Origin of the sequence: Emticicia agri, from assembly GCF_004168285.1 — a bacterium.
Classification (GTDB): domain Bacteria; phylum Bacteroidota; class Bacteroidia; order Cytophagales; family Spirosomataceae; genus Emticicia; species Emticicia agri.
The window spans coordinates 194312-219931 of record NZ_SEWF01000006.1 but is presented as its reverse complement, the minus strand read 5'-3'; the positions used below and the strand labels follow the sequence as shown (position 1 = coordinate 219931).

The window sequence follows — 25620 nt, the reverse complement described above, 5'->3', positions numbered from 1 at the left end:
TTAAGTAATGCGACAAAATTATTTTAAAATTGTTAACTTTGCTCTATGCGAGCAAAACGATATATTAAATTAGAGCCAAGTGAGGTCATCACAATGGAAGAAGGGTACAAAAATGCTACCCATCATCAATTCAAACAACGTTGTCATTGTCTATTGCTAAGTCATCAGGGGTATGATATGTATAGCCTAAAATCTATATTTCAAGTAAGCCACCCTACCATCACTAACTGGTTTGACAGTTGGGAAACGCATGGGATAGTAGGTTTACGCAATCAATTGGGTCAGGGTCGCAAACCTATTTTCAATGCAGCTGATGAATCATTGGTAAAAAGCAAAGTAAAATCAAGCCCTCAGACTCTGAAAAAAGTACGTCAAGAACTGAAAGAAGCATTACAGAAAGACTTCTCTCAAAGAACATTAGAGCGTTTTTTAAAAACACTTGTCGAGCCAGTTGGAAAAGAGCCAGAAAAAGTTTAAAGTCAAAGCAAAACACTTCTGAGTACGCATATAAAGAAGACTGCTTAAATGACTTACTCGAGCTCCACCAACAAAGTCATATTGACTTATTTTATGGTGATCAGGCTGGTTTTTCGCTCAATTGTGTCGTACCTTACTGCTGGCAATTTCCAGATGAACCCGTTTATATTCTGCCACAAAAAGGCAAGAATATCAATGTATTTGGGTTGATGAATGCTGATGGAAATGAACTTTACACTTTTGATGTAAAAGGTACTATTAATGCTGATTTTGTCATCAATTCAATAGAAATATTTATTGATAAAATTAGAAAACCAACAGTTTTAGTAATTGATAATGCCAGAATTCATCACGCCAAAGTTTTTCAAGAAAAGTTAGAATTGTGGCAAAACAAAGGGCTCTATATTTTCTATTTGCCTGCTTACAGTCCACATCTAAACAGAATCGAAAGGCTTTGGAGGCATACTAAATATTATTGGCTTAAGCCTAGTGATTATCAAGATTTGGAAACCCTCAAAAAAGCCCTTGACAAAATTTGGTCTAAATTTGGTTTTGACTATCAAATCGACTTTTCTAAAATTAAAATTTAAAATAATTTTGTCGTATTACTTAAAATGGTGTAGTAGTATAAACTCGTCATTATCTGCTAATTCGACTACTTCTGCCCTGGCAAAAATCTTTAATCTGATTTTATGCGCATAATCCATCAGAAATAACGAAACATTCGGGTTACTTTCAAAATTTCCAACCGAAACATATTGTTTATTTCCTCCGAAATCAATAAAACCTAACCGTTTTTCATCTAATACTTTCAGAAATCCTTTTGGCCCGCCTCGATGCTGAATATAAGGAAAACCGCTTTCGGTAATGCTGGCCATATAAAAGCTATCTCTCTGCGCAATAAACGATACCTCATAAGTGCTTAAGCCCTCTTTCTTATTCTCACGCTCCATTCTCGCATAAATACCTCTGCTTCCCGCTTCTTCCTGAAACGCTTTGGCTGCATTGCCAAAAGCAATTTTCCCGTAATAACTCATGGTTTTAATTATTTTGTTGTGCCAACACAGCCTCCCAAAGGGTATCACCACATTCGTCAGGTATCACAATCGGTTCTTCTGTTAAAGCAGGTGCCAACGGAAAATCAACCGGAACCTGTGTCAGGTTATGAATATAATTCATTGCTGTTTTGTCTGATACCAGTAAGATTACATCAATCAGATTTTCGTTGGTATAACCCTGTGCATAAAACTCATTGACCGACTCTTCAGAGGCTCTACCTTTGTTTTTTGTAATATCAGCGGCCAGTTTCACCAGTGCATTCAGCTTCGGATTATCACTTTTTCCTCTTCTGAAATCCAAGAGTTGTTCATCGGTAAAACCATTCATTTTACCAATCACCGTATGCGCACTCTGACAATACACACAACCATTTACCTGGCTCACTATTAAATTTACTGCTTCTTTTTCTCTGTTATTTAATGATGTTTTAGCGTTTGAATAAGCTAAAAATCTTGCCAACCCATTGGTAGAATAGGCCATGGTTGCATATAAGTTAGGTACAAAACCTAATGACTTTTTAAGATTATCAAAAATTTCCTGATTGGCAGGCGTTACTTCTTCTCTGGTTGGTACTGCGAAAGTTTTCATCTCTTTTTCGGTTTAAATTATTAGTGCTGTTTTGATGATACAAAGGTATAGCAGCCCTCTCAGCCCTGAAATGGATGATTTCCGCAATCAGATGGACAATTTTCTCTGGTTAATTATTCATAGCAAATAGTATTTCTTATAATTTCACTCCTTCGTTTTCTTCTGATACTAATATGTTGTATTTTCACTTTTAAGATTCAAACCATCCACTATGCAAGCAAACCACCTGAAATGGCTGATACTCATTATAGTTCTACTGAAAATAGTTTTTCATTTGTATTTTCATAATATGCTTGAACCTCACCGGGACGAACTATTGTATTTTTCGTTAGGTACTCACCCGGCAAGTGGTTATGCTTCGGTTCCGCCCATGATAGGCTGGCTGGCATTTCTGTTGATGAAAACTATCGGTTTTTCGGCTTTGGCTATCAAGATTCTACCTGCCATATTGGGAGGAATTATGGTATGGCTGACAGCCAAAATAACCGAAGAATTAGGCGGTGCCTGGTTTGCACAATTATTAGCAGCTTTGGGTATTTTCATATCCCCCATCTTTGTACGTCCTTTTTATCTGTATCAGCCGGTAGGCTTCGATATTTTCTTCTGGACACTCCTGTTTTATCTCACAATCAGATACCTTAATACCCGTCAGACCAATTATCTGCTTTATTTAGGTATAGCCGCAGGTTTGGCTATACTCAACAAGCATTTAGTTGTGCTACAATTAGGGTCTTTATGTATAGCTTTTCTGTTGAGTTCAGAACGGAAAGTACTTATGCAAAAACCTTTCTGGTATGCCATTGGGCTTTGTGTTCTTATTGCTTCACCCAATATTATCTGGCAGTTGAGTCATGGGCTTTCTAGTTTCAGGCATTTCAGTGCCCTTAATAAGTATCAGTTGGTAAATGTAAACCGAGTCAATTTTCTGAAAGAGCAATTGCTGATGCCCGGCATTTTTTGCCTCCTGACCTGTGCCGGACTATTGGCTTTATTGTTCTTTAAAAAACTGAACAGATTCCACTTATTAGGTGTAGCCATATTATTGGTCATAGGTATTCTTTTTGCGGTGAAAGGCAAAGGCTATTATACCGCAGGTATATTTCCTTTGGCATTAGCAGCTGGGGCTGTCTGGTGGGAAGATTTTCTGAAACAATGGTATTTCAGAGTCATATTAACAGGTATTTTAGTAGCATTTTCTATTTTCTTACTTCCGATAGGTATTCCAACCGATACGCCTGAAAATTTAGCCATTCATTTTAAAAACTTCTCGGCAAAATACGGCATGGATGGCATGTTAAGGCATGAAGACGGCGAAATTCATACGTTACCACAAGATTATGCCGATATGATTGGCTGGGAAGAATTAGCTAAAATTACGGCTACTGCTTATAATCAGGTGCCTGATAAATCTCGTGTACTGATTTTTGGTGATAACTATGGGCAAGCCTCTGCGGTTAATATCTTAGGCAAAAAGTACGGTCTGCCCGAACCTGTCAGCTTTTCTGATAATTACTACTATTGGGCACCGAAAAAGATACCTGCCACTACTGATACGTTTATTTATATAAATGATGAATTAGGTGAAGATGTGAATAAGCTATTTGCTGATATAAAATTAGTTGGCAAAATCAGTAACCCTCTGGCAAGAGAATACGGCACGCAGGTATATCTTTGCCAGAAGCCCAGAACCAGTTTTAGTGAATTCTGGTATAAAAGGGTAGCAGGGTTGGAAAGTCCGTTTTAGAAAAAACGCAAAACTATTCAACCAATTTACATAATTGCCTATTCAAGAAACTTTTCGGTTAGTAATGGCGTTTTTATATCAGCATTCAAAATAAACTATAATACAACCGTTTTAAGGTCATGGTAACAGTAACAGAAATAGCAAAAAATAAAATCATTGAATTAAGACAAAAAGATGGCTTAACAGGCGAGCATGGTGTGCGTGTAGCAGTAGAAGGAGGCGGCTGTTCGGGCTTGATGTATGATTTGAAATTTGATTTTGAAACTCGTCCAAACGACCATATTTTTGAAGACAACGGAATCAAGGTATTTGTAGATAAAAAAAGCCTTTTATATCTGATTGGTACTGAATTAGACTTTTCAGATGGCCTGAACGGAAAAGGATTCCAATTCAAAAACCCAAATGCCACTCGCACTTGTGGTTGTGGAGAAAGTTTCGCAGTCTGATATGCTTAAAATATATATAAATAGCCACGCTTATATTAATAGGCGTGGCTATTTTCTTTTAGCGTGTCACCTCTATCCTCGACCACAAAAGGGTGCGGTCGTCGTACGATGGCACGCTTAGGCAATTAGTAAGCTATCAATTATCTCAATTACATTTACCTTTATTGCCTTTCTTCTATTATCTGAAACCACTCCTAAATTATGCTGACACGCCCTTTTTCGGACGAGGATAGGAGTGCCACACAGGCCGAAAATAAGCGTAACGCAGGCCTTAGTTAGCCCGATAATACATGGTTGAGCTATTTTCTTTTCTTAAGATATGCCTGGCCATTATCTGCAATGATTCAGGCGTTACAGCCGCTATTTTCTCTGCATCCTGATTACACCATTCTGCATTACCAGCATTGGCCGCAAAAGCCAGATTCATGGCTCTGTTCAATAGTTCGACCTCTGCAAAGGCGAGAGTAGATTCACTCTGGTTTTTTACTTTCTGCAATTCAGATTCTTCTACTTTATTATTCACCAGTTCGGTAATTATCTCTTCAATGGCTGCATCTGCTGCTTCCAGTGCTACACCCTCGTTCAGGTTCCCCTGTACCATTAATAAACCCGGGTCGAGAGAGGCAGTAATATAGCACGAGATATTATTAAATAGCTGCTTTTCTTTGACCAGTTTGGTATAAAGTCTTGAAGATTTCCCTCTGCCCAGTAAGTCGCTCAATAAATCGGCATTATAAAACTCAGGGTCAAAGCGTCCCGGCATATGGTATGCTTTATAGATACCATTTAAAGGTACTTTGGCCGAAGTCTCTAAAAATTTCGCTTCCGTTTGTATGGCTTCCTGTGGTAGGTTTCTGATATACTTTTCCCCTGCCGGAATGGATTCAAACCATTTTTCACACAGATATTTTATTTGTGCTACCGTTACATCGCCTGCTACTACCAATGTAGCATTATTGGGTAGATAATATTTAAAGAAAAAACCTTTTACGTCGTCCATAGTAGCTTCTTCTATATGGCTGATTTCCTTGCCGATAGTAGCCCAGCGATACGGATGTTTTTCATAGACCAATGGACGTAGTTTTAACCATACATCACCATAAGGCTGATTCAGATACCTTTGTTTAAACTCTTCAATCACCACTTTTCTTTGTACTTCCAGTACTTTATCATCAAAAGACAGGCTCATCATCCGGTCTGACTCCAACCAGAATGCCGTTTCAATATTTTTGGCAGGAAGTGTAATATAATAATTTGTAATATCGGGCGAGGTAAAGGCATTGTTTTCCCCTCCTACATTCTGTAACGGCTCATCATAGGCAGGAATATTCTTTGAGCCGCCAAACATCAGGTGTTCAAAAAGATGGGCAAAGCCTGTTTTCTTTTCGTCTTCGTCTCTCGACCCTACATTATATAATATATTAACAGCCGCCATAGGTGTGGTATGGTCTTCGTGTACATACACTTCAAGGCCGTTTTGCAAAGTAAAATGCTCGTAGCTAATCATTCGATAGTGATTTTGTTCTCTGATTCTGCCTAACTTGTTGTTAAGCATATTTTAGAAACTGTTTGAGTTAAATTTTATGAATCAAAATGAATTGTTTTTTACAAAGACAAGACAGCAAAACCGGAGTTTAGCAAAGCTAAATGAGGATTTTGATGACGTAGGATTTGTAGAAAAAAATCATTTTGGACAAAATAAGATTAACTCAAACAGTTTCTTATTATAACACCAATCACAAATGTAAGGTTTCGGTAGAATTATGAAAACTATCAATGATAATTTTATCTTGATAGATTAGAGAAAAAAGCAGCAATTTTTGCTCTGAACAAATACATACAAACCAATACTGCTGAAAATAAGCTCAGCCAGAGGTAAATAATGTTATTTGAAGCAATAGGAATGATAGAAGATTTACCAATCAATACGAAATTTGACCAATAGAACGGGTGGTCTGATTCGCTTTTAATCAAATCTATTTTCGATAAACGAATGGCTTCATCTGTCGGTTTTCCTTTTTTGAGATAGTAATAAAATTTCTCTGATAATTTAGCAATGCTTTCGTCGTGGGCATTCCACAGCGTAGTAATTACCGAAGGGCAACCTGCAAACTGAAATGCTCTTGCCAGACTGATAATTCCTTCGCCTTTTCTGATTTGTCCTTTACCAGTTTCACAGGCACTTAATACAACCAGTTGTGTATTTTCTAAAGAAAGATTGTATAGCTCGGGCGTGTATAATTTAAAATCTTTTCCCTCAGGATATAAGGCAATGAAAGACTTCAAAGGTTCGGCATCATTTACCTGTGCATGTGTGGCAAAGTGAATGATTCCTTTGTTGCGGTAAGTCTCCTGAAAATTCAGTTTTGTAGCTTTGCTATCCTGAAAAATTTCGCCGTTTATTTCTCCCATTTCGTTAATTGATGCCGGGAGGGTCTTAAATCCCTTATCTCTGAAAATACCTGATTGCTTACCATTACTGAATGGTGCGTAGGCAATTATATCGCTTTGCGGCTTTATAATAGCATAATCAAATTGCAATGAAGCAGAATTAGCATAAGAAATGGTATAATCAAACAAGAGGTAATCTGATTGTCCTTTTTTCTCTAATATTTCGAAAGGCAGAAAGCCTAAAATATCATGGCGTGCAATAATCAGTTTCTTAGATTTTTTAAGCATTCCGTCAATAGGTGCCAACAAAACATCATAAGTCTTTTTTGCCAGGCTATGTCCTTTATAGGCATCAATGCTAGGAGGAGTATTTACTTTGGCGTATAATTCAAGTACTAAATCATGTATCTCAGACGCCTTTTCTTTCTTTATAATATTATAAGATTCTTTATCTACAACCAGGTAATACAACACACTTTCGCCTAAAAAATAACTAATAAAAGCTGTATTTTTATCAATTTTTTGCTGCGTTTCTTTCAGCGAAATCATATAATTATCATATTTGAGCTTATAATAATTTTTTGACTCCTGCTCTATTTTTTTGGTCAGATGATTTAACTGTATCTTGGCATCAGATAAATCTGAAAGTGTTTTTTCATTACCTGCTTCCAATAACCTGATTTGTAGCTTTACAATCTTCTGGCGCAAAGTAGCTTCCTGGTCTAACAAACTTTTGTCTAATACTTCCGGGCGGATTTTTTGCTCTTTTACGGCATCCCATAGTGCAGCTGATTTACTTGCCTCCATCGCATAAAAAAACTTCTCTGCCCATTGCTGTGATTGTGTGGCCTTCCATTGTTCAAATATTTTCGACAATGCTTTTTCATAAACCGGATATACCTTTTCGCTATAAAATAGTTTTGATTCAGGCATATCGAAAGTCTTCCGAAGATGCGTAGCAAATTTAATAGCTGTAATATAGGTATCTGCCGATAAAGCAGGGTCTGAACTTGATAAAAGGTCTGCCTTTGCATTAAGGGCGATAAACATTTCCTGAGGGGCATTGACCGCTTCAAAAGTAGGATTGGTATACACACTTGTTTGTGTATAAGAAGTATCGGCAGCGGTCATGGCTTTCTGACTATGCGCCAATGCTTCTTTAAAATTACCTTTTCTCTTATAAATCTCACTTAATCCGTTTTCTATCTTTGCTACCTGAATCCCATGCGAATGACGGAAACTACGCACAAAATCTTTCAAAGCATTTTTATAGGTGCTTTCAGCTTTAACCAGATTATCTGTCTGCAAATAAGACTCAGCTCTGTTGGTCTGAATATTCACCCACATACGAGGTTGTGGGTCTTTAGATTTTCGATAGAACTTCTCGGCATCAGTAAAGGCTTTTAGTGCTTCGCCCGGTTTGTTCATCTGATTATAACACCGCCCGATTGATAAGTAAATAGAAGCGGTTTTATCATCGCTTTCTGCCAATGGCAATGCTTCTTTCAATAAGCCTAAAGCATTTTCATATTGTTTCTTTTCCCGGTAATACTTGGCCATATTACTCAGAACCGCATACTGGTTAAGGGTAATTTTTTCTTGTTTGGCAATTTGTCGGGCTTGTTGAAAATAATAGAAACTCTGCTCGGTATCGCCCAAATCATCAATCAGACGTCCGTAATTACTCAAAAAAGTAATAATAAAAGCCGGTATTTTTTTCTGGAGGCTTTTATGTTGCAGGAAAAAATCGTACCCTTTTTTAAAATGTTTTTCTGCCAGATTAAGTTTGCTGGGTATTCGTCGGTAATACTCTGATAACTCGGCATTTAGTTTGAAGAAATACACAACTTTTTTCTCACCAGTCTGGCTCTTCAGTGCATCTATTCCTTCTGTAATAATTTTCGCAGCGCTTTCATAATCGTCGTTAGGTACATATAAATCTACCGCCGTCAGCATAAAAAGGTTTACGTAGTTATCATAGTCTTTCTGGTCAAGCAGTTTTTTCTGAAGACTCTTGTAACTTTTCAATGCTTGCTCGGCAGTAATCTGTCTGTTATCCAGCTTTGTGTATATATCTTCTCGTAGCTGTTGAATTTGCATTGCCATGTCTTTCGACTGCGCCCACACATTCAACACACATATAGCAAAAACACATATAAGAAGATTTTTTCTCATATTATATAGCTTTTTGACTAAATAGCCGTGTATCCTTAGTTAAAATCGTTTTCAGTACCTGCTGTTGGTGGCGGCACTTCTTTTTTAGATGGCGGATCTGCTACCTTTAGATTCGGGCTTTGTTTTGAGAAATTTAAAGCTGAAGGCATATCAGTATCCATGGCATTTATATAATAATTATCTAAATAGTTAGTGCGGTTCCGTATATTTCCATTGGCATCAAAATATTGTTCAATGTTGGTTTTACTCGGGCGGTGTGTAAAAATTCTCATCCGGAAGCTGGGCAGGTTATTTGACTTGGCGACAAAATAAATAAGCCCATAATTACTCTGAGGCTTGTTATCAGCTCTCGGGAATGTCAGGATGCCGTCATTTACGGCAAACCAAGGCGAATTACTGATAATGTTATAAGCCTGCGGACTGATACCCATTGCAGTATATAAGTTGACTGAGGTAGTAGCTGTAATTAACTTATCAAAGAAAGTTATAAATGGTGCATATTTTTCAGTAAAAACCTTATTCCTGAATTTATATGCTTTCATACCAAAAATAGTACATTCTCTTCTTTCAAAACTTCCGGCCTCTCTTACCGTGTAAGTCAGATTAGGCTCATCGGCACTTGTAATGACATCAACAGGCTGAGTATACGTATAAGGACTTACCCATTGGCACCGGTTAATAATATTCAACAAATCGAATTGTGGAAGAATCTGTAATTGCCACGGAAGTGTTGTCTCAAATACAATTACATCCTGATTGTCCATCAAAAAACCATTTGGCTGTGCTCCGCTATTAGACAAGACAGGTTTCACATTACCAATTCCGTTATCGCTGATTTTAAATGCGCCCAGGTTATTGGCACTATATATTGTATTTGTACCGACCTTTGAGCTACCAAGGGTAAAAGACTCAACAGTAGCTAATTGTACACTTGAATAGGCTTGTTCAGAGCAGCCTACACAAGTCCAGGTATTACCATTAAAAACTCTGACCACATTAAAAGTCTGGTCAAAGACCATCATACCAACCTGTGGCGAAGGAATTGATGAAATATCCTCATTCTTTAGTACAGGCAGTTGAACGTTCGCAGTCTGTCCGGCGGTAATAGTTGTTGACTGTGAAAAGGCGCCGGTTGTTAAGATCAATAGTAAGAGTAAAGCAGGGATAATTTTTTTCATTACAACGACATTGATTAAATATAGTATAGACTTTGGCAAAAATTACGTAACCTAACAAATATCTTCAATTTTTGTTGTAAGGAAAATTTTGTTGACATTTTTTTTACATATAACTTTGAACAAAGTCAATATCCCCCTATTTTTATTCAAAATGAGGGGGAATCTTGAGCTAATTAACCCTAACCCTAGTAAAATTTTGGGTGAGGGGTTTTGTTTTATGGCTATAGAGTAAAATTGTGTGTATTAATATCTTCTAAGTAGTCATTTGTAACCACAAAGTGCATATTTTTTTCATTAGTTTTTCATGGCCTTAGAGCTAAAGAATAAAAATATCTACTTTGTGTAGATTTAGTTAGCAACAAACTCTGACCATTAATATCAGCCGACACAGCTTTTGTAACCTTAATTTTTCTTTTTTTTTATTTTTTTTTTTTTGTTACCAAAATAGTGGGTTGTTTTGCATAGTTTTTGCAGGATAATATATTCATACTTAATCCATTAAAATACAATAATTTTAGTTTTGCCATTGAGTGTTTGCCTGAATGAAAAAGCTCTTTGAAAAAAAAATCTTTCATAAGGTTACATAAAAGGGGGCTATTGATATTAATAACTATAATATGATCCTTGGTTTATCAAAACACCCGTCAGATGAAGCCATAGTAGAGGGAATTCTGATTGGTGGGCGCAAAGAACATGAGGCGTTAGTAGCATTATATAAGAAATTTCATGTTTCTTTGGAAAGGTTCATTATCCATCGAAGCACTGGAAGAGATTATGCTAAACAACCGGAGGATATTATTTGGGAGGCCATTGAAGCTTTTGTTGTGAATGTAAAAAAAGGCACTTTTACTCTCAAAGATGCTACTTTAGAAACTTACCTGAAAAGTATTTGTAAAAACTTATGGTTTAGATATATTTCGCAAGAGGCTTCTCGTGAGGAGCGTCAGAATCGGTATATGGCTGAATGGGATAAGCTGGAAGATGATGTGAGTGATATGCTGATAGAAAAAGAAAACTGGGAACATTATATTGGATTAGTCAATAAATTAGGTAAAAATTGCAGACAGATTTTAGATATGCGTCTGATAGAAGGCTTATCAATGCAGGAAATATCACAAAAACTAATTGCTAACGGTACTTTTGAAAATGACCAGACCGTAAGAAATGCCAAAAGTAAGTGTCTGAAAAAAATAATGGAAATGATAAACTCAAATCATTAATAAATTCTATTACCACTATGGATGATATTCTGCAAAATCAGATTGAAGATTATGTAGCGGGAATAATGCCTGAAAAAACTAAACTGGAATTTGAACAAAAAGTTAAAAACGACTTTCATCTACAACAACAAATAGAAGAAATCAGACGTGTGCAGGAAGCATTAATGCGTGCCAATGCCCGTGTTAGTGTTGCGAATGCCCGGGCAATTATTAATAAGCCCAAGAGAGGATTAACCTATGTTTTAGGCACTTTTGGTGCTGCTGCCGCCATTGTACTGTTTCTACTTTCTACTTCTATCACATTTTCGCCTAAAGAATTTAATTATCGGGGCGACGGTGTTTCTTTAAACAATGAAACCCAGACACGTGCCAACGATTATGAAAAAGCTACCCGATTGGTAGAACAAGGCGAAAATCCTGCGCAAGCCATTAAAATTCTGAAACGCCTGAAAGATGATGAAAATGTAAGTAAGAATTACCGTAATGAGGCTAAATGGATGCTGGTAGTAGCTTACCTGCAGGATGGGAATGCCGAAAATGCCGAAAAAATATTTGATGAAGTAAAATGGGAAGATACCGGCCGACCTTTTTCTACCTGGGAAATTACTAAAATTCACTGGCAGATTTTCTGGGGTAAATTATTCTGATAGGCAAATCTTGTTCTCTCTTAAATTTTATCTATTTCGAAAAAATTTTTTACTTAAAGCATACTTACGCTTCTTATATACGTTTTGGGCCTGTCCCCTACTTTTATTCTCACGGCTGATTTTTTAAGAGGCTTCGCAAACAGCATTTCCTGAATCTGAGTTTATGAATCTCAGTAAAATTACTTAGTTTTACCACGGTTTAAAGATTACAGGTAAAACACAAAAAAATCTATGAATATAAGAGTCGGACAAGGGTATGATGTACACCAGTTAGGTGAGGGTTATGAGTTGTGGTTAGGAGGCGTAAAGATTCCTCATACAGTGGGTTCAGTAGGTCATTCTGATGCCGATGTACTCTTACATGCCATTTGTGATGCTCTTTTAGGTGCCGCCGCTATGGGTGATATTGGCAAACACTTCAAGAATACTGACCCTCGCTGGAAAGGTATCGACAGCAAAATATTATTGAAAATAGTAGCCGAAATGTTAGCCAAAGGAGGTTATAAAATTGGCAATATAGATTCAACTGTTTGTTTACAGGAACCTAAAATTGGTAAATATATCCCTGACATGATAAAAGCCATTGCTGAGGTAACCCAATTGCCCGAAAATTGCATTTCTATCAAAGCTACTACTACAGAAGAAATGGGCTTTGTAGGCAGAAAAGAGGGACTGGAAGCACATGCCATTGCTTTGATTTATAAAGTATAACCATTTTCAGGTTATACCTCTACTCCGGCAATTCTATCTTTTTCCCTAAAAACTTAGGTTTGGTAGATATCAGATAATCGACAAAAACTTTTACTCTTGCCAGTTTTTCTCTCAAGTAAAAGCCTTCTCCACCCGGTCTGTCTTTGGCATTAAAGCCATAGGCGGCTATGCCTTCTTTCGAAGCAATGTAGAGGGCACGTTCATTATGAAATAATTGAGAAATAACTGTAACAGAATCTTGCCCAAAAACCTCTTTCAGACGCACCATAGAATCAAAGGTTCTGAATCCGGCATAATCCAGATAAAGGCGTGTTGAATCAATACTTGCTTTCATCAGGTCTTCACGCATCATTTCAGGTTCGTTATATTCCTGTCGCCCATTATCGCCACTTATAATCAGGTATTTTATTTTACCTGCTTTCAATAACTCTGTAGCTGCCTTAATTCTGTTAACATAATAAGGGTTAAAACTACCCGGCCTTTTCGTATATTTTCCTGTGCCTAACAGCAAACCTACCTTTCTATACGGAACATCATTCACAGTTGAATAGAGTTTTCCGGTGGCATGTTTTTTAATTAAAGCATCACATACAAAGATGGCTGAGACTGACAGAATTAGCAGTAGAATTAAAGAGAGAATAATAAGCTTTTTCTTTTTTTTCATCATATTCAGGAATAAGTGTTTTGCCACAGAACTGCTTCATAGGATATTAACTATTTGCTTTAGCTAATTATTTAACCGGATACAATTATTATTAATCAAATAGGCACAACAGTAGTACTCTTTACCTCCGACATCACAAAAAAGCTGTGAATCAATGAAACACTGGGTAAAACTGAAAGCTTTTGTTGGTGAAACAGGTGATAATTCTCCATATCGGGTACTACTATTTTAAGCAGATAATCGAAACTGCCCGATACGAAATCACAACTGATAACCTCGGGTAAATCTAAAATAGACTGATTGAAGTCTTCAGAAGTATCATGTGTCTGTTTAATAAGCGTAACCTGACAATATACAGTCAGATTCTTACCTAATTTCTTTTTATTCAGAATTGAAACATACTTTTCGATGATACCTTCCTGCTCCATGCGTTTAATACGGTCATGAACGGGTGTGAGTGAAAGATTAATCTGTTGGGCTATCTCTTTGAAGGTAAGATGCGCATTACTCTGCAATAAACGCAGGATTTTTCTGTCAGTTTCGTCAATCATGTTTATACAGTTAAAAGCTTAAAGCCATGAATCTTTATAAATGTGAGAAGTGCTTGCAGAAAAATTTTCTCTCATGCCTGAAAAATAGGATGTATGAAAGAAATAATTTTTGCAAATATATTCATTCGGGCAAATAATTTCTTATTTTTTTCAGGATAGAAAAAATATTTTCTTCTTTTGTTAATTTTGTTGTGCAATTATACTTCATCAATAAACTATAAACTATTTCAATCATTAAGCCAAATCAGGCTTAATTGTATTGAAACACTTCATCAACAAACCTTTCAGAGAGAATGATTATCGGAGTACCTAAGGAAATCAAGAACAACGAAAACAGAGTAGCCCTTACACCTGCAGGAGTAGCTGAATTCAAGAAACACGGACATACGGTTTATATACAGTCAACGGCCGGAGAAGGTAGTGGTTTTAAAGACGAAGAATATATCAAAGCGGGCGCAACTTTGTTGCCAACGATAGAAGAGATATATGGCATTGCCGAGATGATTATAAAGGTAAAAGAGCCCATTGCTTCTGAATATAATCTTATCAAAAAAGACCAGTTGCTGTTTACCTATTTTCACTTTGCTTCATCAGAAGAACTGACGCATGCCATGATTAAGCAAGGGGCTGTATGTTTGGCCTATGAAACAGTAGAGAAAACAGACCGTAGTTTGCCTTTACTGGTGCCAATGTCGGAAGTGGCCGGACGTATGGCCATTCAGGAAGGTGCGAAATACTTAGAGAAACCATTGAAAGGAAAAGGTATTTTGTTGGGTGGTATTCCGGGTGTTCCTCCGGCAAAAGTGTTGGTATTAGGTGGTGGCATTGTGGGTACACAGGCGGCTAAAATGGCTGCTGGATTGGGTGCAAGAGTAGTGATTATGGATGTAAGTTTACCACGTTTAAGATACTTGTCGGATATTATGCCGCAAAACGTAGTAACGATTATGTCAAACGAATATAATATCCGTGAGGCTATCCGTGAAGCAGACCTGATTGTAGGTGCAGTGTTGATTCCGGGAGCAAAAGCCCCTCATCTGATTACGAGAGATATGCTGAAAACGATGCGCCCAGGCACAGTAGTGGTTGACGTAGCTGTTGACCAGGGTGGTTGTATTGAAACCTGTACACCAACTACGCACGAAAACCCAACGTTTATTATTGATGATGTAGTACATTATTGCGTAGCCAATATGCCGGGTGCCGTGCCTTACACTTCTACTTTAGGTTTAACAAATGCTACTTTGCCATACGCCATTCAGTTAGCAAATAAAGGCTGGAAAAAAGCCTGTGCCGAGAATGAAGAACTGAAAAAAGGATTGAATGTGGTTGATGGAAAAGTAGTGTATAAAGGTGTAGCTGATGCCTGGAACCTTACTTTTGAAAGTGTAGAAACCGTTTTGTAACAAGCGCAAATAATAAGAATCAGAAGATAAGCCTCTTTCTTAACAGGAAGAGGTTTTTTATTGCTATTACCTCATCCCAAGCAACGTTTGCACTAAATCTCCCCTCCTTTTTTAGGAGACGGAGACTTTTTTTCGCACTTTTGCGCTATGGAAAAGAAACCCAAATTTTATACAGTATGGGAGGGTCGGAAAGCAGGTGTTTACGACTCGTGGGATGAGTGTAAAAAGCAGGTAGAGGGTGTTGCAGGAGCCAAGTACAAATCTTTCGATAGTAAAAAGGAAGCAGAAGCGGCATTGAAAGAAAATTACTGGAAATATACCCAAACCCAAAGCACTGCAAAAAAGCAGGCTAAAATTCCGGCATCGGCTTTTCCACCACCAGTTTTAGAGTCTATTGTAGTAGATGCCGCCTGGAACTCTGTAAACAAAGACATGGAGTATCAGGGTTTTTATCTGAAAACCAAAGAATTGATTTTCCATAAAGGCCCGTTTCCGAAAGCTACCAACAATATCGGAGAGTTTTTAGCTATTGTTCATGCTTTAGCCTATCTTAAAAATCGTAATTCTAATCTGCCTATCTATTCTGACTCACGTACAGCCATCAGTTGGGTTCGTAACAAAAAAGCCAATACCAAACTGGATGAAGCCAATGGCAACCCCGAAGTTTTTGAACTTTTAGACCGTGCCGAAAAATGGCTGAAAACCAATACCTATCCCAACAAGGTTCTGAAATGGGAAACAGATTACTGGGGCGAAAATCCTGCGGATTTTGGGCGTAAGTAGTTTTTAACTATAAGGAATTAATTTTCCTTATAGCAAACCCTGGTGCAATCCTTGCCAACCAATAAAGAATCTTTACCCCTCCAATTCTGACTTCAGGACTATTGCTTTTTTCTAATTTTCTTAGTACTTCTTCTACTGCTTTTTCAGCAGAAATAGCCATTTTAGGTGGATTGCCTTTGTGCCAGGGAGTATCAACTACGGGCAATAATATTTCTATCATTTTGATAGGTAAATGGCTTAATTGTATTCTAAGCGTTTGGGTAAACGAGTGCAAAGCCGCTTTAGTGGCATTATAAAAAGGATATACAGCACGGGGTGCGTAGACTAATCCGGTAGTGATGTTGATTAGTTGGCCATTAGGGTTTTGTAATAACAAGGGCAGGAACAGCTTAGTCAGACGGATAGGTGCCAAGATATTGGTCTGAAATTCTTCTTGGGCTTTACATATGGCTTCATTATCATTCAGAAACTCAGTCTTATATACAATGGCGGCGTTGTTGATGAGTATATTGCAATCGGGGTGATTGTTTCGTACCCATTCATAAAGCCGGATACATTCTTTTTCGGATGAAATATCACAGGGAAAGGTTTGTACTTTAGGGAGTAAACTTTTGGCTTCCTCTAATTTTTCTTTGGAGCGACCACAAATGAGAACGGTATTATTTTTCTCTATTAATCTTTTGGCTAATTCAAGCCCAACACCGGAACTGCCCCCTGTAATGATTATGGTATTGTTTGTAAGCATCTTTTGGTTTGTTTAGTGGTACAAAACAAACAGATGCCAGTATAAAAAACATTAACATAGGTTAATGTGTCAATTTATTTCTGATTCTACTCAATGAAATGGGAGAAATGCCTAAATACGAAGCTATCATGTGTTGTTTAATGCGGTTTTCAAGTGTCGAAAATTCCTTTCTGAAAATAGCGTAGCGCTCCTGTGCATCTAATAGCAATAACTCCCGCTCACGGATTTCCTTGATTGAGAAAGCTTTCTCTAATATTACTACCAAAAACTGATTCCAGCATTCATGTCCTCTTTTCAGTTCGAGCCAATCATTATAACAGATGTCGTACACATAACTATCTTCCAATGCTTCAATAAACATACGTGATGGATGTTGGCTAATCATAGCCGAATAAGCAGAAATGAAATTGTTTTCCAAGATAAAGTTCTTGGTAAATTCTGTACCTTTATTATTGATATAGAGGTACCTGAAAAGTCCACGTTCAACAAAGGCAAACTTCTTGGGTATTTGGCCTTCTCTGATATAGTACTCGCCCTTAGCTATTTTTATCGGTTTGAGTAGATTTAGTAACTTGGCTTCTTCTGCTTCGGGCAGGTAAATAATACGTTTTATGAATAAGATGAATGAGTGATTCATAAATGTTTTTGCCACAATGTACACAAATGGCACTATATTTCATAAATTCCATCTACCTTCCGCCTGATACGTCTAATATAGCTCCTGTTACGTAAGAAGCATCGTCAGATAACAACCATAAAATGGCTTTCGCTACTTCTTCGGGTTCACCGCCACGCTTCATAGGTATAAATTCCTTTACTCTTGCTACCCGACCGGGTTCTCCGGCTTTGCCATGAATAGCCGTCTGAATAGTACCCGGACGAACCACATTGACCCTTATCTGGTCTTCGGCTACTTCTTTCGATAAACTGATACTCATAGAATCAATAGCACCTTTGGTAGCGGCATAATCAATATATTCAAAAGGAGAGCCTAAGCGTGATGCCATTGAAGAAATATTAACAATACTACCACCCTCACCCTGATACTTAACCGACATACGTTTAATGGCCTCTCTGGCGCATAAAAAACTACCTATTACATTTACCGCAAAGATTTTATGCAAGCGTTCAGCCGACATATCTACCAATTTCTGTTGTGATTCTATGATACCTGCATTGTTCACTAAAGCGGTAATACGGCCTACCTGACTGTCAATAGCGGCAAACATATCAACCACTTCTGACTCAACAGAAATATCGGCCTGAAAAGCATAAGCCATACCGCCTTCGTGGTTAATTTTTTCTGTTATGCGGTTAGCTGCCAGATGATTCTGTTTGTAGTTGATGCAAACGGTATATCCTTCTTTGGCTGCCAATTCGGCTGTTGTGGCACCTATTCCGTCGCTGCCACCTGTAATTAAAATTATTTTGCTCATGTGGTTTATTGATGATGATTCGTATGGCAAAATAATAAAATCGGTGGTTTATGGATAATTTTTTATGAATAAAAAATCTGTTATACAATAAAAAAGTCAGACCCTTTACAAAGCCTGACTTCGGGAATCGTATTAAACAAAATTTATTGCAGATTGAAACTTGCCAGTTTCTTAAATTCACCAATACGGTCGTTAATTTCGTCTGGTGTAAGATTCTGGATTCTTTCAGAGCCAAATTTCTCTACACAAAAAGAGGCCATAGCCGAACCATAAATAATGGCACGCTTCATATTTTCAAAACTCAAGTCATCAGTTTGTGCTAAGTAGGCTATAAAACCACCCGCAAAAGTATCTCCGGCTCCTGTCGGGTCAAATACCTCTTCTAAAGGTAATGCAGGGCAGAAGAAAATATTATCTTCCTGAAACAACAAAGCACCGTGTTCTCCTTTTTTGATAATCAGGGTTTTAGGCCCCATAGCCATAATGGTTTTGGCTGCTCTCCGCAATGAATAATCGCCGGAAAGCATGCGGGCTTCTTCGTCATTGATAGTCAAACAATCTACGTGTTTCAATAATGCTTTTAAATCACCATTGGCAATGTTAATCCATAAGTTCATGGTATCAACCATTACAAACTTAGGTCTGTTGTGCAAACGTGTCAGTACACGCATCTGAATTTCAGGAGAGGTATTACCTAACATCAGATATTGACAATCCTGATAAGATTCCGGAATTTTCGGGTCAAACTCACCCATTACATTCAGTTGGGTTTCCAGGCTATCACGTGAGTTCATATCATTGTGATAAAGCCCTGACCAGAAAAACGTTTTTCCACCTTTTACAATTTCCAGCCCTTCGGTGTTCACTCCATGAGATTCAAGCACATCTATCATGCTCTGTGGGAAATCCTCGCCAACTACGGCTACAAGGTTATTTTCTTTTACAAAATAAGAGGCAGTAAGCGTAATAAAAGTAGCCGCACCACCAATGATTTTATCTGTTTTTCCAAAAGGTGTTTCAATTTTATCGAATGCCACCGAACCAACTGTGAGTAAAGACATAAATACTGAATCCCATGAATGCTAATGGGCAATTTTATTGTTTAGATGAAAAATATGATTGTTATATTGCTTTTGAAGTAAAAAACGACACAAAATTAATAAAATTCCTGAGATTTATGGTTGAGTGAGTTGTCTGAACTTTCAGGCACTATATTACCGGATGTCTTTTGAACGCTTTAGTGCGGTCGAATAAATAACGATAGGTGATATAAGTTTTAAATTTCTTTGCACCGAGTAATTGCGTTACTTTCAACATTTTAGGGTTAAAATCGCCTATCCAGTTCAGTTCTATGATTTTGTACTGATACCCGGGGCGCCAGCAAGCCCTTGAAAAAGCTAAAGTAATGGCAGATTCTATACCCCGACCCTGATATTCGGGAATAACCCCAAAAATAACGCCACGGGCTTTATGGTTGGTTTTCATAAGCGTATGATACAACCATTTAAGTTTGCCAATCCAGTTCAGTTGCCCATTCAGATGCTTGATAATCTGATTCAACTCCGGTATCATGATAGAGAAAGCGATGGGTTCATCATGATGGTACCCAAACCACATCAGTTCCTCTTCTAAAATAGGTTTCATCAATTGCATGATAGCTTCGGCACGCTCGGCAGTCATTTCACCGGTTGACATATTTTTAGCCCATGCTTTGTTATAGATAATCCTAAAATCCTGCGCAAATTTCGATAGATTTTTCTTATCAACATGTCTGAAATCATATCCGGGGGTTCGATAAATCCGGTTGGCAATTTCAAAAAGTGCAGGCCGTACTACCTTACGAGCTTCTTTTTCTTCCAGCGGTAGCAGAAAAGTATATTGCTGAAAATAATCCTGAAAACCATAATCTTCAAAGAATTTGCGATAATAGGCATGATGGTAGAACATCGACCAGGTAGGTTCGGCATCATAAGGGGCAACCAATAAACCCCACCAGTTATCCCGTTCGCCAAAGTTAATCGGGCCGTCCATTGCTTCCATTCCTCTTTCTTGTAGCCAGGCTTTACATTGGTCAAACATCTTAAAGGCTACCTCCTCATTATTGATACACTCAAAAAAGCCTATGCCGCCCGTGGGCTGGTCATTACTATGAATCACCGTATTCGGATTTATAAAGGCAGCTACCCGTGCAATGGTTTGTCCGTGGTTGTCGAGAGCCAGCCATCTGACACAATTATCATCTTGCAACAGAGGATTTTTTTTTGCGTCAAAAATTTTATCAATATCGTTATCCAAAGGCCGAATCCAATAAAGATTTTCTTTATAAAGCCTTGCAGGAAATTCTAAAAATTCTTTCTGAAGTCTCCGGTTATTACCCACTTCAATAATCTGCATCATTGGGTTTCTTATCTTTTATCAGGGCAAAGTTAATGCATTATCAGATATGCAAATAGCACCTGATAAACATTCCGAACGCATAAAGTTTACTCGCCGTTCAATAAATATTTTAAAAGTTTTCATCCATTAAATACAACTTATCGTATGTAAAATGAGTCATTTAGTCAGTATTAAGGAATTATTAACCAAAAGTTAAGCGTCTTTTACTAAAAATTTACGTCTAAATAATAATAGTAGAAGTCTTTAATTTAAAAAGTAAAGAATGAAAAGAAACGTATTTTTAAGTTTTGTTACCTTATTTTTGCTTGTCTTAAACCATGACTTATTCGCACAAAAAGTAACGTTGGAAAGTTTGTTAGAGAAGGCTATGAGCCTTTCAGAAAGTGGAAAGAATACAGAATTAGCAGAAGTGCTAAAATCAGGAAGTTTTGCGTTGGAAGGTGAGGCCAATACCAGAGGAAATGATTTCAAAGACAAATTATTAGGTCGGGCCGCAGCTTTAAAAAACCTTATTCCATCAGCTACAGAGGGTACTTTAAAAACAGATGTTTTAAGTAAAGTAGTGAATACCATAAGGTTATTGGTTGGCGCAAATCAGATTAATAATTTATTGAGCGAGGGTAAAGAAGGCCTGTTGGGCAATGCTGAAGACCTGACAGCCAGCATTAATCTCCTGCAACTGGGCAAAGCTGTTTTAGACAATAAACAGAGAGATAAATTGGGCAATTTATTAGATGCAGCTACCGACCCGGTTAAAAAATTAGACGACGAAGATGGCGGTGCTAAAGTGGCCGCTTCGGCTGTCAAGAAAACTTTAGGAAGAATAGTTGACTTGGTAAAAGAAGCTGTTTAACGCACTATACTAAACCTGCATAGCATTGGCCACCTTTTAATAAAAAAGGTGGCCTTTTTTTGTAGAAAAACTGATATATTGCAAAAAAACTGTAATCACTATGAAAATTCGTTGTCCCAAATGCTCCTGGGAACCAGATGGAGGCAAATACTGGCAATGCCACTGCGGCCATATCTGGAATACGTTTGAAACCATCGGGCGTTGCCCTTCCTGCCACTATCAGCATGAATATACCCAATGTGTTCCGCATGCCGGGGGTTGTGATAAAAAATCTCCTCATCTTGATTGGTACGAAGGTCTTGATAAAATTGTAGAAGAATTTATTGAAGAGGTATTTGCAGAAGAAGACGTATATCATTTGAAAAGTAAACGTTTACTTCCCTGATTGTTTGGACAACGATAATTGAGTGTAAGGAAGCATAGCAACAAACTTCTGTCTTATTGAGGTTCGTGAAGGGTAATTTGTTTTAAAATAGTCTATCATGCCGCAAGTTTTCGCCTGAATAATCAGTATTCAGGGTATTCTTGTATTGGCAGTCAGAATTATAAGGAAAATAGTATCTTCGTTTACGTATAAAACATTAAATTGACGATTGAAATTACTATTGTTACCTATTTTTTAAAATAAACTCATACCTCAATGGCTGGCTGTCGACTAAACAAGTTTTCTCAAGTATTAATACTTGCTACTCTAAGCGTAATAACTATCTTTTCCTGTTCAAAAGAGGATTCACCAACACCCATAAAATCTAATCCTCCAAGCCAGTTCTTACCCAATATCAAACCCAGAGGTAATGAAAATTACCTGAGACAAAACTCTGACTATGTTTACGACCAGGAAAAAATAAGAACTTATGAGCTGATTATTGCAAACGACGATTTGTCAAAAATAGATTCCGACCCCGCCAAAGAAGAATATGTAGAAGCCGCTCTGATATTTGAAGGAGATACTATCAGCCCGGTTGGTGTACGTTACAAAGGCTCAATCGGAGCTTTTGCTGGCTGTTTGTCCAGTCCTGACTGGGGGAAACCTGCAGGACAAAAGATTTGTGAAAAGCTCAGCATGCAGGTAAAAATCAACTGGGGAGACCGCAAAGAACGTTTTTTTGACTTAAACAAACTTCAGTTCCATTCGCAGAATTATGATAAATCGCAACTTCGTGAACGCTTGGCTTATTGGCTTTTTGGGGAAATGGGTGTTCCTGCTCCCCGCTCTGTTCATGCAAGATTGTTTATCAATAATAAATATTCGGGTATATACGGTCTTACCGAAGAAATTGATAATCGTTTTGCCGAGTATTTCTATAAAGAGGGCAAAGGCAATGTCTATAAAGAAGTATGGCCCATAAAACCCGATGGCGAACTCCAGGCGGATAAGGCTTTTATTGATGCCCTGAAAACCAACGAGGAGGAACAAAACATTGGTTTAATCAAAGAATTTGGTCAGGCACTTGTGGCTGCTAATCCCTCCAATAGTAAAGATGTGGTAAGAAAATATATGAAGGTCAACGAACTCATGTCATATATTGTGGTAGATAGAGCCATCAGACACGACGATGGTCCTTTTCATTGGTATTGTGGCGACGAAAAGGCAAGCTCTTGTGAAAATCATAATTATTACTGGTTTGAAGACAAGAAAAACAAAAAAATGCACCTTATTCCCTGGGATATGGACGGTACTTTCGAACATATCATCCATGATGCTAATGGCTATACTGCTATGGCTGATAAATGGGGAGCAATATCGAACGACTGTTTACCTTTTAAATACGGCCCCGGTAAAAGGCAGCTTTCGGCCGCTTGCGAAAAACTTACTTCTGCATGGGTAAGTTTTGGACAGGAATATACCTCTACTAAAAACGATTTTAAGCACAATTTTCTGGCAAACAATAAAATACTTTCTCAGTTAGAAGTCTGGGCAAAGCAAATTGAACCATTTATCATTGAGGCAGACCAGGTTCATAACCGATATATTCAGTTAGAAACAAATAAAAAAACAACTACTCATATTGTCTGGCAGAATGCAACCAATACCCTACGAAGCCAGATAAAAGCTATTCAATAAAATTTTCTTTGTTTTCACTTATCGAATGGAGGCCAATTTGTTTTTTGCACACAGTAAATCAACGAATTATTATAAAAAAACAAATGAATAGTGAATGATTATGCTCGTAATGAAATACCTTTGTAGTCTAATCAACCTCATCTATGAAAACATTATTCAGCCTATTTATTGCCCTCTTATTCAGTATGGTTGCTATGGCAAAAGATACAGACACGCGTTATTATGAAATGCGCATCTATTATTGCCACCCGGGTAAGCTACCTGATTTATTAACCCGATTCCGCAATCATACAACCAAAATTTTCGAGCGTCATGGAATGACCAACGTAGGTTATTGGGTACCTGTCGATAATAAAGATAATGCCCTTTATTACGTACTCTCTTACCCAAGTAAAGAAGCAAGAGATGCCTCTTGGAAAGCCTTTGGTAGTGACCCTGAATGGAAAACAGTAGCGACAGAATCTGAGAAGAACGGTAAAATTGTAGCAAAAGTAGTATCCGTATTTATGAACCTGACAGATTTCTCTCCGGCAGTAAAAGCGCAGGCAAAGAATCCTGAAAGAGTTTTTGAATTAAGAACTTATACTGCTGCTCCTGATAAACTTAATGATTTATTGTCTCGTTTCAGAAATCATACTTTTAAACTATTCAAAAAGCATGGTATGACTAATGTGGCTTACTGGACAACCATTGAGAAAGATGGTGCTCAACCTAAACTGGTTTATATATTAGCTCACAAAAGCGAAGAAGCAGGCAAAGCCTCTTTTGAGGCGTTCAGAAAAGACATGAAATGGGTAAAAGCCCGTGACGAATCTGAGAAAAACGGTAAGCTGACTGAGAAAGTGGAGTCGATGTATATGACCCCCACCGATTTCTCGACAATTAAATAAGCCTTACAGGAATTTCTGGCTAACAATGAACGAAAGAGTAGCCGTAAGCCCTGTAAGAAAAGCACCCCATAGTATATCGATAATCACAATTTCGGATGGCCAGTTTTTGAGGGTTGCCCAATTGGTAAGGTCGTAAGTACCATAGCATAAGGCACCTAAGATTGCGCCTTTTAATAAAGCCGTTTGCCAGTTGCCATTATCCAGACTTGGGAAAATAACAAAGTAAAGAATACCGCCTATATACATCAGATAGAAAATCAGTGCCGCTATCCAGTTTACTTCGTCGGCCATAATGAAGCCGATTTTTTGCTGATAGAGATTTTTGGCTATTACTCCAAGCCAGACCAAATCAATAGCAGCAAATATGACAGTGGTGAGAATGAATACAAGCAGGATTTTCATGATGGATATAGTTGAGTAACATTAGGATATAAACTAAAAAAGTGTGCTATGGTTCTGAATCGTGGCACACTTTTTTTATTGAGGCATAGGACTAAAATAGCTTACTTACCTAATGTTTTTTATGAAAGGCGTATTTCCTGTTTGAATAGCATGCAAAAAGCAGCATTTCATGCGTTTTATGCAATAATAAACCTACTACTTACCAAACCGGAAAATATCATGAAAAATACTTCTACCCGAATAACTTTCTTGCTTTTGTTGAGTTTTTCTACCCTCATTGGTTATGCTCAGCACTCAAAAAATCCTTTTAAAAAATTCATTGGCGAATGGACTTTAAAAGATGATAACTGGTCTCAGAACTGGGGAGGGAAAGATGAACATATAAAAATCCCCAACCATCATACTATTTGCCGGGCAATTAATACAGATAATAGCCTGCTTGCTGTAATTGATGGAGCGCCGCCGCATGGGCATATTTTCTGGTCTTATAACCCCGTGAAAAAAGAAGTAGACCATTTATCAAGTTTTGGTACCTCCCGAGCAGGTGTCGGGAAGGGGACTGTCAATGAAAATGGAGATGTGTATCTAAAAATAGCATTTGCTGACGAACCGGAAGGCACCTACAGAAGATACTCTTACAAATGGATTTCGGAAAATGAATATGAATTAAAATCTGTTCAATACGATGCCAATGACAAGCCAACAGGTTTTTTTTATGGAGGAGTATTTGTGAGAATTAAATAAATTGTCGAATGTCGATTGCAGATTGTCGAATTGTGAAATCGACAATCT

Annotated in this window: 27 protein-coding genes; 14 read left to right on the top strand and 13 right to left on the bottom strand. The window is 37.7% G+C overall.

The window, feature by feature from the left end; genetic code table 11:
- Positions 1-45 precede the first annotated feature (45 nt).
- Both EWM59_RS28355 and EWM59_RS06170 read left to right on the top strand, forming a co-directional pair.
- Positions 46-477 carry a helix-turn-helix domain-containing protein gene (locus EWM59_RS28355; RefSeq protein ID WP_130021386.1) on the top strand — a complete coding sequence of 144 codons (432 nt, stop codon included), beginning with the start codon at positions 46-48 and terminating at the stop codon, positions 475-477.
- The gene (locus EWM59_RS06170; protein WP_310587833.1) at positions 390-1067 is read left to right on the top strand and encodes an IS630 family transposase; all 678 of its coding nucleotides are present in this window, start codon (positions 390-392) and stop codon (positions 1065-1067) included. The genes EWM59_RS28355 and EWM59_RS06170 overlap by 88 nt, the downstream gene beginning before the upstream one ends.
- 15 nt (positions 1068-1082) lie before the next feature.
- Here EWM59_RS06170 and EWM59_RS06165 read toward each other — a convergent pair whose 3' ends face one another.
- Together EWM59_RS06165 and EWM59_RS06160 are read right to left on the bottom strand one after the other, a co-directional pair.
- Positions 1083-1514, bottom strand: coding sequence for a pyridoxamine 5'-phosphate oxidase family protein (locus EWM59_RS06165; RefSeq protein WP_130020066.1), 432 nt, complete (start codon positions 1512-1514; stop codon positions 1083-1085).
- Positions 1515-1518: 4 nt separating this feature from the next.
- Positions 1519-2124, bottom strand: a complete 606-nt coding sequence (locus EWM59_RS06160) for a carboxymuconolactone decarboxylase family protein (protein ID WP_130020065.1) — start codon at positions 2122-2124, stop codon at positions 1519-1521.
- 211 nt (positions 2125-2335) lie between these two features.
- Here EWM59_RS06160 and EWM59_RS06155 point away from each other — a divergent pair, with 211 nt between their 5' ends.
- Entirely contained in the window at positions 2336-3868 is a 1533-nt protein-coding gene (locus EWM59_RS06155) for a glycosyltransferase family 39 protein (protein WP_130020064.1), read from the top strand.
- Positions 3869-3987: 119 nt separating this feature from the next.
- Positions 3988-4314: a HesB/IscA family protein gene (locus EWM59_RS06150; protein WP_130020063.1), complete on the top strand. Its 327-nt coding sequence runs from the start codon at positions 3988-3990 to the stop codon at positions 4312-4314.
- A gap of 271 nt (positions 4315-4585) precedes the next feature.
- Here EWM59_RS06150 and EWM59_RS06145 read toward each other — a convergent pair whose 3' ends face one another.
- From EWM59_RS06145 to EWM59_RS06135, 3 genes are all read right to left on the bottom strand, one after another.
- Positions 4586-5821 (bottom strand): M16 family metallopeptidase, encoded by a 1236-nt coding sequence (locus EWM59_RS06145; RefSeq protein WP_130020077.1) that lies wholly within the window; start codon positions 5819-5821, stop codon positions 4586-4588.
- A gap of 278 nt (positions 5822-6099) precedes the next feature.
- The gene (locus tag EWM59_RS06140; protein WP_130020062.1) at positions 6100-8880 is read right to left on the bottom strand and encodes a CHAT domain-containing protein; all 2781 of its coding nucleotides are present in this window, start codon (positions 8878-8880) and stop codon (positions 6100-6102) included.
- Positions 8881-8915: 35 nt separating this feature from the next.
- The gene (locus EWM59_RS06135) at positions 8916-10058 is read right to left on the bottom strand and encodes a hypothetical protein (RefSeq protein ID WP_130020061.1); all 1143 of its coding nucleotides are present in this window, start codon (positions 10056-10058) and stop codon (positions 8916-8918) included.
- Positions 10059-10675: 617 nt separating this feature from the next.
- On the opposite strand from EWM59_RS06135, the gene EWM59_RS06130 reads away from it, so the two are divergent.
- The 3 genes from EWM59_RS06130 (at position 10676) to ispF (ending at position 12636) form a co-directional block, all read left to right on the top strand.
- Complete coding sequence (locus EWM59_RS06130; RefSeq protein WP_130020060.1) at positions 10676-11278, top strand: RNA polymerase sigma factor; 603 nt, start codon at positions 10676-10678, stop codon at positions 11276-11278.
- Between the two features lie 17 nt (positions 11279-11295).
- Positions 11296-11925: a hypothetical protein gene (locus EWM59_RS06125; protein WP_130020059.1), complete on the top strand. Its 630-nt coding sequence runs from the start codon at positions 11296-11298 to the stop codon at positions 11923-11925.
- 231 nt (positions 11926-12156) lie between these two features.
- Positions 12157-12636: a 2-C-methyl-D-erythritol 2,4-cyclodiphosphate synthase gene (gene ispF / locus EWM59_RS06120; protein WP_130020058.1), complete on the top strand. Its 480-nt coding sequence runs from the start codon at positions 12157-12159 to the stop codon at positions 12634-12636.
- A gap of 19 nt (positions 12637-12655) precedes the next feature.
- On the opposite strand, the gene EWM59_RS06115 is transcribed toward ispF, so the two are convergent.
- Together EWM59_RS06115 and EWM59_RS06110 are read right to left on the bottom strand one after the other, a co-directional pair.
- Positions 12656-13303 (bottom strand): SanA/YdcF family protein, encoded by a 648-nt coding sequence (locus EWM59_RS06115; RefSeq protein WP_229239287.1) that lies wholly within the window; start codon positions 13301-13303, stop codon positions 12656-12658.
- Between the two features lie 92 nt (positions 13304-13395).
- A complete protein-coding gene (locus tag EWM59_RS06110; protein WP_130020057.1) occupies positions 13396-13851 on the bottom strand; it encodes an Lrp/AsnC family transcriptional regulator in 456 nt (151 codons plus the stop codon).
- A gap of 293 nt (positions 13852-14144) precedes the next feature.
- Between EWM59_RS06110 and ald the strand changes: the two genes are divergently transcribed.
- The gene (ald, locus tag EWM59_RS06105) at positions 14145-15257 is read left to right on the top strand and encodes an alanine dehydrogenase (RefSeq protein ID WP_130020056.1); all 1113 of its coding nucleotides are present in this window, start codon (positions 14145-14147) and stop codon (positions 15255-15257) included.
- A 147-nt stretch (positions 15258-15404) separates the two neighbouring features.
- Positions 15405-16040: a ribonuclease H1 domain-containing protein gene (locus EWM59_RS06100; protein ID WP_130020055.1), complete on the top strand. Its 636-nt coding sequence runs from the start codon at positions 15405-15407 to the stop codon at positions 16038-16040.
- A gap of 7 nt (positions 16041-16047) precedes the next feature.
- On the opposite strand, the gene EWM59_RS06095 is transcribed toward EWM59_RS06100, so the two are convergent.
- From EWM59_RS06095 to EWM59_RS06075, 5 genes are all read right to left on the bottom strand, one after another.
- Positions 16048-16785, bottom strand: coding sequence for an SDR family oxidoreductase (locus EWM59_RS06095; RefSeq protein ID WP_130020054.1), 738 nt, complete (start codon positions 16783-16785; stop codon positions 16048-16050).
- Positions 16786-16846: 61 nt separating this feature from the next.
- Positions 16847-17422, bottom strand: a complete 576-nt coding sequence (locus EWM59_RS06090; RefSeq protein ID WP_130020053.1) for a Crp/Fnr family transcriptional regulator — start codon at positions 17420-17422, stop codon at positions 16847-16849.
- A gap of 52 nt (positions 17423-17474) precedes the next feature.
- Positions 17475-18221, bottom strand: a complete 747-nt coding sequence (locus EWM59_RS06085; RefSeq protein WP_130020052.1) for an SDR family oxidoreductase — start codon at positions 18219-18221, stop codon at positions 17475-17477.
- Positions 18222-18364: 143 nt separating this feature from the next.
- Positions 18365-19282, bottom strand: a complete 918-nt coding sequence (locus EWM59_RS06080) for a PfkB family carbohydrate kinase (RefSeq protein ID WP_130020051.1) — start codon at positions 19280-19282, stop codon at positions 18365-18367.
- A gap of 148 nt (positions 19283-19430) precedes the next feature.
- On the bottom strand, positions 19431-20618 hold the full coding sequence (locus EWM59_RS06075) for a hypothetical protein (RefSeq protein WP_310587832.1): 1188 nt from the start codon (positions 20616-20618) through the stop codon (positions 19431-19433).
- Between the two features lie 262 nt (positions 20619-20880).
- Between EWM59_RS06075 and EWM59_RS06070 the strand changes: the two genes are divergently transcribed.
- The 4 genes from EWM59_RS06070 to EWM59_RS06055 all read left to right on the top strand — a co-directional run bounded on the left by EWM59_RS06070 (position 20881) and on the right by EWM59_RS06055 (position 24426).
- Positions 20881-21471 (top strand): hypothetical protein, encoded by a 591-nt coding sequence (locus tag EWM59_RS06070; RefSeq protein WP_130020050.1) that lies wholly within the window; start codon positions 20881-20883, stop codon positions 21469-21471.
- Between the two features lie 100 nt (positions 21472-21571).
- The gene (locus tag EWM59_RS06065; RefSeq protein WP_130020049.1) at positions 21572-21856 is read left to right on the top strand and encodes a hypothetical protein; all 285 of its coding nucleotides are present in this window, start codon (positions 21572-21574) and stop codon (positions 21854-21856) included.
- A gap of 255 nt (positions 21857-22111) precedes the next feature.
- Positions 22112-23536: a CotH kinase family protein gene (locus EWM59_RS06060; RefSeq protein ID WP_130020048.1), complete on the top strand. Its 1425-nt coding sequence runs from the start codon at positions 22112-22114 to the stop codon at positions 23534-23536.
- A gap of 143 nt (positions 23537-23679) precedes the next feature.
- The gene (locus EWM59_RS06055) at positions 23680-24426 is read left to right on the top strand and encodes an NIPSNAP family protein (RefSeq protein WP_130020047.1); all 747 of its coding nucleotides are present in this window, start codon (positions 23680-23682) and stop codon (positions 24424-24426) included.
- A 3-nt stretch (positions 24427-24429) separates the two neighbouring features.
- On the opposite strand, the gene EWM59_RS06050 is transcribed toward EWM59_RS06055, so the two are convergent.
- Positions 24430-24828 (bottom strand): DUF2177 family protein, encoded by a 399-nt coding sequence (locus EWM59_RS06050; RefSeq protein WP_130020046.1) that lies wholly within the window; start codon positions 24826-24828, stop codon positions 24430-24432.
- Between the two features lie 150 nt (positions 24829-24978).
- Here EWM59_RS06050 and EWM59_RS06045 point away from each other — a divergent pair, with 150 nt between their 5' ends.
- Entirely contained in the window at positions 24979-25572 is a 594-nt protein-coding gene (locus EWM59_RS06045) for a hypothetical protein (protein ID WP_130020045.1), read from the top strand.
- Positions 25573-25620: the final 48 nt, after the last annotated feature.

Bases quoted from the DNA above. Each gene is read 5' to 3' on its own strand.
- EWM59_RS28355 (WP_130021386.1), top strand. From the start codon at position 46: ATGCGAGCAAAACGATATATTAAATTAGAGCCAAGTGAGGTCATCACA.
- EWM59_RS06165 (WP_130020066.1), bottom strand. From the start codon at position 1,514: ATGAGTTATTACGGGAAAATTGCTTTTGGCAATGCAGCCAAAGCGTTT.
- EWM59_RS06160 (WP_130020065.1), bottom strand. From the start codon at position 2,124: ATGAAAACTTTCGCAGTACCAACCAGAGAAGAAGTAACGCCTGCCAAT.
- EWM59_RS06155 (WP_130020064.1), top strand. From the start codon at position 2,336: ATGCAAGCAAACCACCTGAAATGGCTGATACTCATTATAGTTCTACTG.
- EWM59_RS06150 (WP_130020063.1), top strand. From the start codon at position 3,988: ATGGTAACAGTAACAGAAATAGCAAAAAATAAAATCATTGAATTAAGA.
- EWM59_RS06145 (WP_130020077.1), bottom strand. From the start codon at position 5,821: ATGATTAGCTACGAGCATTTTACTTTGCAAAACGGCCTTGAAGTGTAT.
- EWM59_RS06140 (WP_130020062.1), bottom strand. From the start codon at position 8,880: ATGAGAAAAAATCTTCTTATATGTGTTTTTGCTATATGTGTGTTGAAT.
- EWM59_RS06135 (WP_130020061.1), bottom strand. From the start codon at position 10,058: ATGAAAAAAATTATCCCTGCTTTACTCTTACTATTGATCTTAACAACC.
- EWM59_RS06130 (WP_130020060.1), top strand. From the start codon at position 10,676: ATGATCCTTGGTTTATCAAAACACCCGTCAGATGAAGCCATAGTAGAG.
- EWM59_RS06125 (WP_130020059.1), top strand. From the start codon at position 11,296: ATGGATGATATTCTGCAAAATCAGATTGAAGATTATGTAGCGGGAATA.
- ispF (WP_130020058.1), top strand. From the start codon at position 12,157: ATGAATATAAGAGTCGGACAAGGGTATGATGTACACCAGTTAGGTGAG.
- EWM59_RS06115 (WP_229239287.1), bottom strand. From the start codon at position 13,303: ATGATGAAAAAAAAGAAAAAGCTTATTATTCTCTCTTTAATTCTACTG.
- EWM59_RS06110 (WP_130020057.1), bottom strand. From the start codon at position 13,851: ATGATTGACGAAACTGACAGAAAAATCCTGCGTTTATTGCAGAGTAAT.
- ald (WP_130020056.1), top strand. From the start codon at position 14,145: ATGATTATCGGAGTACCTAAGGAAATCAAGAACAACGAAAACAGAGTA.
- EWM59_RS06100 (WP_130020055.1), top strand. From the start codon at position 15,405: ATGGAAAAGAAACCCAAATTTTATACAGTATGGGAGGGTCGGAAAGCA.
- EWM59_RS06095 (WP_130020054.1), bottom strand. From the start codon at position 16,785: ATGCTTACAAACAATACCATAATCATTACAGGGGGCAGTTCCGGTGTT.
- EWM59_RS06090 (WP_130020053.1), bottom strand. From the start codon at position 17,422: ATGAATCACTCATTCATCTTATTCATAAAACGTATTATTTACCTGCCC.
- EWM59_RS06085 (WP_130020052.1), bottom strand. From the start codon at position 18,221: ATGAGCAAAATAATTTTAATTACAGGTGGCAGCGACGGAATAGGTGCC.
- EWM59_RS06080 (WP_130020051.1), bottom strand. From the start codon at position 19,282: ATGTCTTTACTCACAGTTGGTTCGGTGGCATTCGATAAAATTGAAACA.
- EWM59_RS06075 (WP_310587832.1), bottom strand. From the start codon at position 20,618: ATGATGCAGATTATTGAAGTGGGTAATAACCGGAGACTTCAGAAAGAA.
- EWM59_RS06070 (WP_130020050.1), top strand. From the start codon at position 20,881: ATGAAAAGAAACGTATTTTTAAGTTTTGTTACCTTATTTTTGCTTGTC.
- EWM59_RS06065 (WP_130020049.1), top strand. From the start codon at position 21,572: ATGAAAATTCGTTGTCCCAAATGCTCCTGGGAACCAGATGGAGGCAAA.
- EWM59_RS06060 (WP_130020048.1), top strand. From the start codon at position 22,112: ATGGCTGGCTGTCGACTAAACAAGTTTTCTCAAGTATTAATACTTGCT.
- EWM59_RS06055 (WP_130020047.1), top strand. From the start codon at position 23,680: ATGAAAACATTATTCAGCCTATTTATTGCCCTCTTATTCAGTATGGTT.
- EWM59_RS06050 (WP_130020046.1), bottom strand. From the start codon at position 24,828: ATGAAAATCCTGCTTGTATTCATTCTCACCACTGTCATATTTGCTGCT.
- EWM59_RS06045 (WP_130020045.1), top strand. From the start codon at position 24,979: ATGCAAAAAGCAGCATTTCATGCGTTTTATGCAATAATAAACCTACTA.